This is a genomic window from Bradyrhizobium sp. MI1.10 (assembly GCF_055811035.1).
On the sequence record NZ_JBVVPN010000023.1, the window covers coordinates 123,467 to 131,752 of the forward strand.

Consider the following 8,286-nt stretch of genomic DNA (forward strand, 5'->3'; position numbering starts at 1 on the left):
CCCCCCCCCCCCCCCCCCCCCCCCCCCCCCCGCCCCCCCCCCCCCCCCCCGCCCCGCCCCCCCCCCCCCCCCCCCCCCCCCCGCCCGCCCCCCCGCCCCCCCCCCCCGCCCCCCCCCCCGCCCCGCCCGCCCCCCCCCCCCCCCCCCCCCCCCCCCCCCCCCACGACCATGGAATGTGTGGCGCTGTCGCTCTGCATCATTCGCAGCTATAGAGCCCGCATGATCTCCAATCGTCTTTTCGTCTACGGCACGTTGATGCGCGGCTTCGACCATCCGATGGCGCGGCTGCTTGCCGGGCACGCGGATTTTCTGAGTGAAGCGACCTGCCGCGGCCGGCTCGTTCTGGTGAAGCATTATCCGGGGCTGCTGCTCTCCGATGTGCCGTCCGACCGCGTCCACGGCGAACTCTTCCACCTGCGCGTACCCGACGAGCTCCTGCGCGAGCTCGACATGTACGAGGCCTGCGGTGAGGGCTTTCCCGAGCCGACCGAATATCTGCGCCGGCTGGTCGACGTGACAGGCGCGGACGGGGTGACGGCACCGGCCTGGACTTACATCTACAACTGGCCCGTCACCGATCTGCCGCGCATCGAATCCGGCCGCTTCCTCGATCACTAGGCCGAAAGCACTTCCTTCACCGCGCGCACGTCGACCTCGCGCTCGACATAGGTCCACTCCTCGGTCCGCCGGAGCATCGCGACCAGCTCCTCGAACAGCGAGGCGTGCGCGGGCGCGAATTCGAACCAGGTTAGGAAATCGAAGGGCCCGCCAAGGTCGCGGCAATGATAGAGCTGCCGCGCAATCGCAGGCAGGAAGCGCAGGCTGCTCGCGATGTGATGCGACTTGTCTTCAAATATCCTGCGGCGTTCTTCCTGGGTCAGATCCCACCAGGCCTGCGACTTGCGGATCGGGATCAGCGCGGCGCTGGTTGCTTCCAGCCGGCCGAGGCCGGCCTGCATGGCAGTGAGCTGCTCCTTCTCGCCGCGCTCGGTGTAGCGCAAGCTGCTCGCGACACCGACCAGCCGCCAGGCATTGCGCGAGGGCACCAGCGGCAATGCGATGGCCTCGCTGTCGGTGACCGACAGCGCCGGCATGAAGGCGAGGGGCTCGCCCGTGACGGGCGAAATCGAGGTGATGCGCCAACCCCCGCTCTGGCCGCCTCGGAAGGTCCTGAACATGGCCCATGGAAGCGTGGAACCGGGGCGGGTTCAAGGCTTCTGTCACGAGCCTCCGAAGATATTCTCCGGATCAAGCCCGCTTCTTCGGCTTCGACTTCTGCTGCATGAAGGAGCGCAGCACCGCATTGATGCGCCGCTGATAGCCCTCGCCATCGCGCTTGAAGAAGTCGAGCACGTCCTCGTCGAGGCGGATGGAGATCGCCTTCTTCCTCGGCGGCATCACCAGCACGGCGTCCGACCAGTCGACGTCCTTGAACTCCGCCCAGTCGGGATCATTTGCGATCGAGGCTTCCAATTCCTCGTCCGTCATTGCATCGACACGGGCCCAATCACTATTACCCTTGCGGCGATCTCCCCATCGACGCTTCACGATATGCTCTTTTTTCATCTGGCCTCGGACGTCGCGCTGAAATGATACGGATCGCTTTGTCTCTTCGCGTGAAGATCACTGTCAGAAGTCGGTCGTCGAGTTTTCCGATCGCGATCCACCGCTCTTCGTCGTTGCGATTCGACCGTTTGATGACGACACGTTCGTAGAAGACCTGACTGGCATCGTCGAAGCTGATGCCATGTTTGATCAGATTAGTCCGGTTCTTCTCTTCGTCCCATTCAAACCCGGCAGACGCGAGAGAGCTGAAATCCGGCATCAGTTTCTCTGTATATACAATCGTATTTTTGGATTATCAAGCCTGTGGATATGGACTGAACATATCATGAACATTAAATAAGGCGTTGAAGCAAGGCCGGCGTTCGCCTTTCTGAGGTGGGCGCTTCACGCGGCCGAGCTGACAGAGTTCCATTCCGCCATGCGCTTCACGCCCCAATTCCTCGACGAGCTGCGTGCCCGGCTTTCGGTCTCCGAAGTCGTGGGCAAGCGCGTCAAGCTGAAGAAGGCGGGGCGGGAGTGGAAGGGACTGTCGCCGTTCCAGCAGGAGAAGTCGCCGTCGTTTTTCGTCAACGACCAGAAGGGTTTTTACCACGACTTCTCCTCGGGCAAGCACGGCGACATCATCAGCTTCGTGATGGAGACCGACGGCCTGCCGTTCGCCGAGGCCGTGGAGCGGCTCGCCAATATGGCGGGCCTGCCGCTGCCCGCGGTGACACCGGATGCGGCGCGTCAGGAGCAGCGGCGCCGCTCCCTGCATGACGTCATGGATCTCGCCGCGAACTTCTTCGCCGAGACGCTGGCCTCGCGCGTCGGCGCCAAGGCGCGCGGCTATCTCGCCGACCGCGCCATCTCGCCGGCGACGCAATTGCAGTTTCGGCTGGGCTATGCGCCGCCCGATCGCTTCGCGCTGAAGGAGCATCTCGGCAAGCTCGGCGTCTCCGTCGACGACATGGTCGAGACCGGCATGCTGGTGGCCGGCAACGACATCCCGGTGCCCTATGATCGCTTCCGCGACCGCGTGATGTTTCCGATCACGGATTTGCGCGGCCGCGTCATCGCCTTTGGCGGGCGCGCGCTGGAGAAGGACGTTCCGGCCAAGTACCTGAACTCGCCGGAGACGCCGCTCTTCCACAAGGGCGACAATCTCTACAACCACCAGACCGCGCGCAAGGCCACCCATGACGGCAGCGCCCTCGTCGTGGTCGAAGGCTATGTCGACGTCATCGCCATGGTCACCGCGGGCTTTGCCGGCAGCGTGGCGCCGCTCGGCACTGCACTCACCGAAAACCAGCTCGCGCTGCTCTGGAAGATGGCGGACGAGCCGATCCTCTGTTTCGACGGCGACCGCGCCGGCCAGAAGGCGGCTTATCGTGCCGCGGATCTCGCCTTGCCGTTCCTCGCGCCGGGCAAGAGTCTTCGTTTCGCGCTGCTGCCGGAAGGGCAGGACCCCGACGATCTCGTGCGCTCCGGCGGTCGCGGTGCGATCGAGGAGGTGATCGCGGCGGCGCGTCCGCTCGCCGAGATGATCTGGTCGCGCGAGCTCGAAGGCGGCAATTTCGCCACGCCCGAGCGCCGTGCCGCGCTGGAGGCGCGCATCAAGGAGCTCTCCAACGGCATCCGCGACGAAGTGGTGCGGCGCTATTATCGGCAGGATCTTGCCGAGCGGCTTCAGCGCGCCTTTGCCCCCGAAGGCGGGCGCGGCGGCTTTGGCGGCGGCCGTGGTAATTTCCGCCCCGGCTCGGCCGGCCGCCAGTTCCAGCCCCGTGGTGGCGGAGGCGCGAATCGATTCGGCAATCAGGGATTTGGAGGCCGCCGCGGCCCGCCCGGTCCGATCCAGTTGCCCTCCGGCCCCTACCAAGCGGCGAGCGCGCAGCTCGCGGCAAGCCCGATCATGCGCGGTCAGCGCAGCGCCATCTCCCGCCGCGAGGCCCTGATCCTGCAAATCCTGATCAACCACCCCTGGCTGCTGCACGATCACCTCGAGGAAGTCGCGGCCCTGGAGCTCGCCCATCCCGAGGTCCATAAGCTCCGGGCCGGCATCATCGCCGCCTTTGCCAACGACCATCACCACTCGCCGGACCCTGGCGAGCTCGCCGAGAAGATGCGCAGTGACCTCGAGAAGGGCGGATTTTCACAGGCTCTTCAAAGGGTTGAGGGCGGTATCACGACCGCGGCGGTGTGGGGCGCCCGCGAGGGCGCCGCACGGGACGACGTTCTCTCCACCTGGCATCAGCTGGTCGCCTTGCATCGGCAGTACCATTCACTACTTAGAGAGCTGAAAGACGCCGAGCTGGCCTTGGGGGAAGATCCCAGCGAGGCCAACATGGCGTGGCTACGCGACGTCAAAGCTCGGATAGGCGAAGTCGACGGCACCGAGGCCCTGATCGAGGGTTTTGGCGAGCTGTCGGGTCGGTTCCAGAAGAGCGTGTGATGAAAGAATCATGCGGACGGCCGGGACCGGAACCGCTAAAAGACTCGCCAAATCCGAGGTTTGGCGGCAAAAACAGGGTTAATCGAGGCTTAACGGTCTTGTAGCACTTTGGCCACCAGGCGGCCGCAGGCAGAACAGATGCGTCAGGAATGAATCCGCGCAATTGCTGTTGGCACTATACCTGCAACCGCTGCGACAAAGAGGCTCTACGAAGCGTTAGGCAAATCCGGCGAGTGAAAGGTCGGGGGTGGCGACAAGAGGTCCGCGCCGCCCTTTCCGTGTCGAGATCTGACGAAGCGAGAGCATCGAACAACAGGTTCAAGTGATTTCACGCGGGCGCGGCGAACGTCTGTGTGAAACGCGTTTAGGAGCAATGGATGGCCACCAAGGCAAAGACGCTGCAGGCGAAGGACAAGGAAAAAGACGACAAGGCAGCGGACGCGCCGGAGAAGGACTCCCAGGACGCGCCCTCGCCGTTGCTCGATCTGTCCGACGCGGCCGTGAAGAAGATGATCAAGCAGGCCAAGAAGCGCGGCTTCGTGACCTTCGATCAGCTCAACGAAGTTTTGCCGTCCGACCAGACCTCTCCCGAGCAGATCGAGGACATCATGTCCATGCTCTCGGACATGGGCATCAACGTCACCGAAGCCGACGATAGCGAAGGCGAGGAGGACAAGGACGAGAGCGGCGAGGACGAGACCGACAACGAGCTCGTCGAAGTCACCCAGAAGGCCGTCACCGAGGTCAAGAAGAGCGAGCCGGGCGAGCGCACCGACGATCCCGTTCGCATGTATCTGCGCGAGATGGGCACCGTCGAGCTGCTGTCGCGCGAAGGCGAAATCGCGATTGCCAAGCGCATCGAGGCCGGCCGCGAGGCGATGATCGCAGGGCTCTGCGAAAGCCCGCTGACCTTCCAGGCCATCATCATCTGGCGCGACGAGCTCAACGAAGGCAAGATCTTCCTTCGCGACATCATCGATCTCGAAGCCACCTATGCCGGGCCCGACGCCAAGGCCGGCATGAACAATGCGATGATCGCCGGTCCGAACGGCGAGACCGGTGAAGCGTCGGCCGAAGGCGGCCAGGCCACCGGGGCCGCGCCCGCGCATGTCGCGCCGCCTGCCGCACCGCCGGCGCCGACCCCGTTCCGCGCCGCGCCTGCGCCCGGCAATGCCGGCGAAGCCGCAAAGGATCCCGCGGAATCCGCCGCCGAAGCCGACATGGACGAGGACGACGAGTTCGAGAACCAGATGTCGCTTGCGGCGATCGAGGCCGAGCTCAAGCCGAAGGTCGTCGAGATCTTCGACAAGATCGCCGACAGCTACAAGAAGCTGCGCAAGCTGCAAGAGCAGGACATCCAGAACCAGCTCGAGAGCACCTCGCACGGCCCCTCGCTGTCACCGCACCAGGAGCGCAAATACCGCAAGCTCAAGGACGAGATCATCGTCGAGGTGAAGTCGCTGCGCCTCAACCAGGCGCGTATCGACTCACTCGTCGAGCAGCTCTACGACATCAACAAGCGCCTCGTCTCGCATGAGGGCCGCCTGATGCGCCTTGCCGACAGCCACGGCGTCGCGCGCGAAGACTTCCTGCGCAACTACACCGGCTCGGAGCTCGATCCGCGCTGGCTCAACCGTGTCTCGAAGCTGTCGGCCAAGGGCTGGAAGAACTTCGTCCATCACGAGAAGGACCGCATCAAGGACCTCCGCCACGAGGTGCATCAGCTCGCGGCGCTGACCGGCTTGGAGATCATCGAGTTCCGCAAGATCGTGCACTCGGTGCAGAAGGGCGAGCGCGAAGCCCGCCAGGCCAAGAAGGAGATGGTGGAAGCCAACCTCCGTCTCGTGATCTCGATCGCCAAGAAATACACCAACCGCGGCCTGCAGTTCCTCGACCTGATCCAGGAAGGCAACATCGGCCTGATGAAGGCGGTCGACAAGTTCGAGTACCGCCGCGGCTACAAGTTCTCGACCTACGCCACGTGGTGGATCCGGCAGGCGATCACCCGATCGATCGCCGACCAGGCGCGCACCATCCGCATTCCCGTGCACATGATCGAGACGATCAACAAGATCGTGCGCACCTCGCGCCAGATGCTCAACGAGATCGGCCGCGAGCCGACCCCGGAAGAGCTGGCCGAAAAGCTCGGCATGCCGCTGGAGAAAGTGCGAAAAGTCCTCAAGATCGCCAAGGAGCCGTTGTCGCTGGAGACGCCCGTCGGTGACGAAGAGGATTCACACCTCGGCGATTTCATCGAGGACAAGAACGCGATCCTGCCGATCGACGCCGCGATCCAGTCGAACCTGCGCGAGACCACCACGCGCGTGCTGGCCTCGCTCACCCCGCGCGAAGAGCGCGTGCTGCGCATGCGCTTCGGCATCGGCATGAACACCGACCACACGCTGGAAGAAGTCGGCCAGCAGTTCAGCGTGACCCGCGAGCGTATTCGTCAGATCGAGGCGAAGGCGCTGCGGAAGTTGAAGCATCCGTCGCGGTCGCGGAAGCTGCGGAGCTTCTTGGATAACTAGTTCAAGCGCCGCGACTTGGCGGTTGTTGAGACAATAACGGCGGGCGAAAGCCCGCCGTTTTCGTTCGCGCCTACTTCGACCGCGTTCAGCCAAAGAGCCTCATCAGCTTTCTATCGGATTATACTTCCGATGAGAAAGGTGCATCGATCTTGCAATGCCGAATGGATGGCTCCTGCCTCGACGTGGCGCAGATCGACATTTATGCTTCGATGATGCCGGCTCACCTCACCGTCTGGTACAACACCCGCTGCCCTGTCTGCGATGCCGGCATCGACTGGCAGCGCAACAAGCTGCTCGCGTTGGTGCGCGCGCGCACGATCGAATTCAGGGATATCAACGAGCAGCCCGATGCGCTGGCGCACTTTGGCGCCACGCTCGACGATATCAGGCGCCGCCTGCATGCGACCGATGAGGCCGGCCGACTTATCGTCGGCGCGGATGTCGCGATTGCGCTGTGGAGGCTGACGCCGGGAGAGGGGTGGCTTGCGGGGTTGTTCGGCAATCGCGTGGCGCTGCCGTTCACCCGGTTCTTCTATGACCGGTTTGCCGATCTGCTGTTTGCCTGGAACAGGCGGGCCGGGCGCTGGTGAGCGCCTGCCTGGATCGGCCTATTTCTTCTTCGCGCCGACCCGCTCGAGGTTCTTGATCTCCAGCGCCGGGCGGCCGGATTTTTCGGCGATCTCGCGGTCCTGCTCCATGATGAAGGCGCGGGCCGGCTCGTCGCCGTCGAGGCCGCCGAGCAATTCGGCGGGCACGCGCCGGTTGGAGCGTTGGGAGCCGTCTTCATAGAAGACGTTGAAAAAGGCGAATTCGCCCTTGGGATTGGTTCCGGGTTTTTTGGCCATGGCCGGCTTTTCGTCGATCAGGGGGCCATAGTCAAATGACTTTGGCAGGTTTCCGGAGGCCGGCTGCGGACGCTGCTGCGGCAGAACTGGCTGGGCGATCGATCGACGAACCCGTTTGCGCGGCGCTTGGATGTCGGGTGGAAGCGTCCAGCGCTTCGTAAAACCCGATGCGCTCCTTCGAGGAGACCCTTACCTTCAGCCTTGCCTCACCCTTGCCGCAACAAACGGCGGGCCGCGAAGCCCGCCGTTTATTTTGGTCTTCAGCGTCGCCCGGGGCTGGCAGGGCGACAACCTAGAATAGAATGTTATAACCGGCGCCATGCCATGGCAAGGCAAATCGTTGGCGCTGCGATGTCGCAGCGAGCGCATGAGATATGCAGTGGTCGCGACATCGCGTTTCGATCAGCATCAAAGCAATTGCTTGGACGGCTAAAGCACTTTGTTCATATTTCCTGCTCTCGCAACGCAACGCAGCGAGCGCTGCGCGCCTTGTCAGAACGCGCGTTTGCCTGCACGTATTCCCGCGTGCGTGCAGAAGTCGCGCTGACAAACATATGTTAATCCGTTTTCGCCCTTCACGCTGTTCCCATCACGTTACGAGTGCCGCATGCACCGTTCTTACGGCGCCACCAGCTCCACGCGCCGGTTGAGCGCACGGCCTGCGTCCGTTGCATTCGGGCCGACCGGCGCCAGCAATCCAACACCGGCAGTGCGCAACCGCGCCTGCGCGATGCGAAAACTCTTCACCAGCTCGGCTGCGACGGCTTCGGCTCGGCGCTTTGACAGGTCGAGATTGTACTCATCTGTGGACGCCCCGCGAGATGCAAGCGATTTTTGAGGAAGATCGGCACGTAGTCGGATGCTGCCATCTGTCCGGCCTCTGATGGTGCAGCGATGAAGCTGCGGGCCCGTATGG

The 8,286-nt window shown here is 63.7% G+C and carries 9 protein-coding genes; 4 read left to right on the forward strand and 5 right to left on the reverse strand.

All coding sequences use genetic code 11. The features are described 5' to 3' along the window. The first annotated feature begins 219 nt into the window (after positions 1–219). Positions 220–618 carry a gamma-glutamylcyclotransferase family protein gene (locus tag AC0L3K_RS24145; protein WP_035993593.1) on the forward strand — a complete coding sequence of 133 codons (399 nt, stop codon included), beginning with the start codon at positions 220–222 and terminating at the stop codon, positions 616–618. On the opposite strand, the gene AC0L3K_RS24150 is transcribed toward AC0L3K_RS24145, so the two are convergent. From AC0L3K_RS24150 to AC0L3K_RS24160, 3 genes are all read right to left on the reverse strand, one after another. Beyond that, a complete protein-coding gene (locus AC0L3K_RS24150) occupies positions 615–1,178 on the reverse strand; it encodes a chlorite dismutase family protein (protein ID WP_007596625.1) in 564 nt (187 codons plus the stop codon). The genes AC0L3K_RS24145 and AC0L3K_RS24150 overlap by 4 nt on opposite strands. 70 nt (positions 1,179–1,248) lie before the next feature. Next, positions 1,249–1,488, reverse strand: a complete 240-nt coding sequence (locus AC0L3K_RS24155; RefSeq protein WP_245285940.1) for a BrnA antitoxin family protein — start codon at positions 1,486–1,488, stop codon at positions 1,249–1,251. A gap of 25 nt (positions 1,489–1,513) precedes the next feature. Next, on the reverse strand, positions 1,514–1,825 hold the full coding sequence (locus AC0L3K_RS24160) for a BrnT family toxin (protein ID WP_007596621.1): 312 nt from the start codon (positions 1,823–1,825) through the stop codon (positions 1,514–1,516). 159 nt (positions 1,826–1,984) lie between these two features. Here AC0L3K_RS24160 and dnaG point away from each other — a divergent pair, with 159 nt between their 5' ends. The 3 genes from dnaG to AC0L3K_RS24175 all read left to right on the forward strand — a co-directional run bounded on the left by dnaG (position 1,985) and on the right by AC0L3K_RS24175 (position 7,115). Further along, the gene (gene dnaG / locus AC0L3K_RS24165; RefSeq protein ID WP_473367030.1) at positions 1,985–3,997 is read left to right on the forward strand and encodes a DNA primase; all 2,013 of its coding nucleotides are present in this window, start codon (positions 1,985–1,987) and stop codon (positions 3,995–3,997) included. 377 nt (positions 3,998–4,374) lie between these two features. Continuing rightward, positions 4,375–6,525 (forward strand): RNA polymerase sigma factor RpoD, encoded by a 2,151-nt coding sequence (gene rpoD, locus AC0L3K_RS24170; RefSeq protein ID WP_473367031.1) that lies wholly within the window; start codon positions 4,375–4,377, stop codon positions 6,523–6,525. Between the two features lie 209 nt (positions 6,526–6,734). Further along, positions 6,735–7,115, forward strand: coding sequence for a thiol-disulfide oxidoreductase DCC family protein (locus AC0L3K_RS24175; protein ID WP_473367034.1), 381 nt, complete (start codon positions 6,735–6,737; stop codon positions 7,113–7,115). A gap of 18 nt (positions 7,116–7,133) precedes the next feature. Here AC0L3K_RS24175 and AC0L3K_RS24180 read toward each other — a convergent pair whose 3' ends face one another. Both AC0L3K_RS24180 and AC0L3K_RS24185 read right to left on the reverse strand, forming a co-directional pair. After that, a complete protein-coding gene (locus tag AC0L3K_RS24180) occupies positions 7,134–7,370 on the reverse strand; it encodes a hypothetical protein (RefSeq protein ID WP_007596614.1) in 237 nt (78 codons plus the stop codon). Positions 7,371–7,988: 618 nt separating this feature from the next. Then, a partial coding sequence (locus tag AC0L3K_RS24185; RefSeq protein ID WP_473367032.1) for an OmpA family protein occupies positions 7,989–8,286 on the reverse strand: 298 nt, incomplete at its 5' end.

Bases quoted from the DNA above. Each gene is read 5' to 3' on its own strand.
- AC0L3K_RS24160 (WP_007596621.1), bottom strand. From the start codon at position 1,825: ATGCCGGATTTCAGCTCTCTCGCGTCTGCCGGGTTTGAATGGGACGAA.
- AC0L3K_RS24155 (WP_245285940.1), bottom strand. From the start codon at position 1,488: ATGACGGACGAGGAATTGGAAGCCTCGATCGCAAATGATCCCGACTGG.
- rpoD (WP_473367031.1), top strand. From the start codon at position 4,375: ATGGCCACCAAGGCAAAGACGCTGCAGGCGAAGGACAAGGAAAAAGAC.
- dnaG (WP_473367030.1), top strand. From the start codon at position 1,985: ATGCGCTTCACGCCCCAATTCCTCGACGAGCTGCGTGCCCGGCTTTCG.
- AC0L3K_RS24175 (WP_473367034.1), top strand. From the start codon at position 6,735: ATGATGCCGGCTCACCTCACCGTCTGGTACAACACCCGCTGCCCTGTC.
- AC0L3K_RS24180 (WP_007596614.1), bottom strand. From the start codon at position 7,370: ATGGCCAAAAAACCCGGAACCAATCCCAAGGGCGAATTCGCCTTTTTC.
- AC0L3K_RS24150 (WP_007596625.1), bottom strand. From the start codon at position 1,178: ATGTTCAGGACCTTCCGAGGCGGCCAGAGCGGGGGTTGGCGCATCACC.
- AC0L3K_RS24145 (WP_035993593.1), top strand. From the start codon at position 220: ATGATCTCCAATCGTCTTTTCGTCTACGGCACGTTGATGCGCGGCTTC.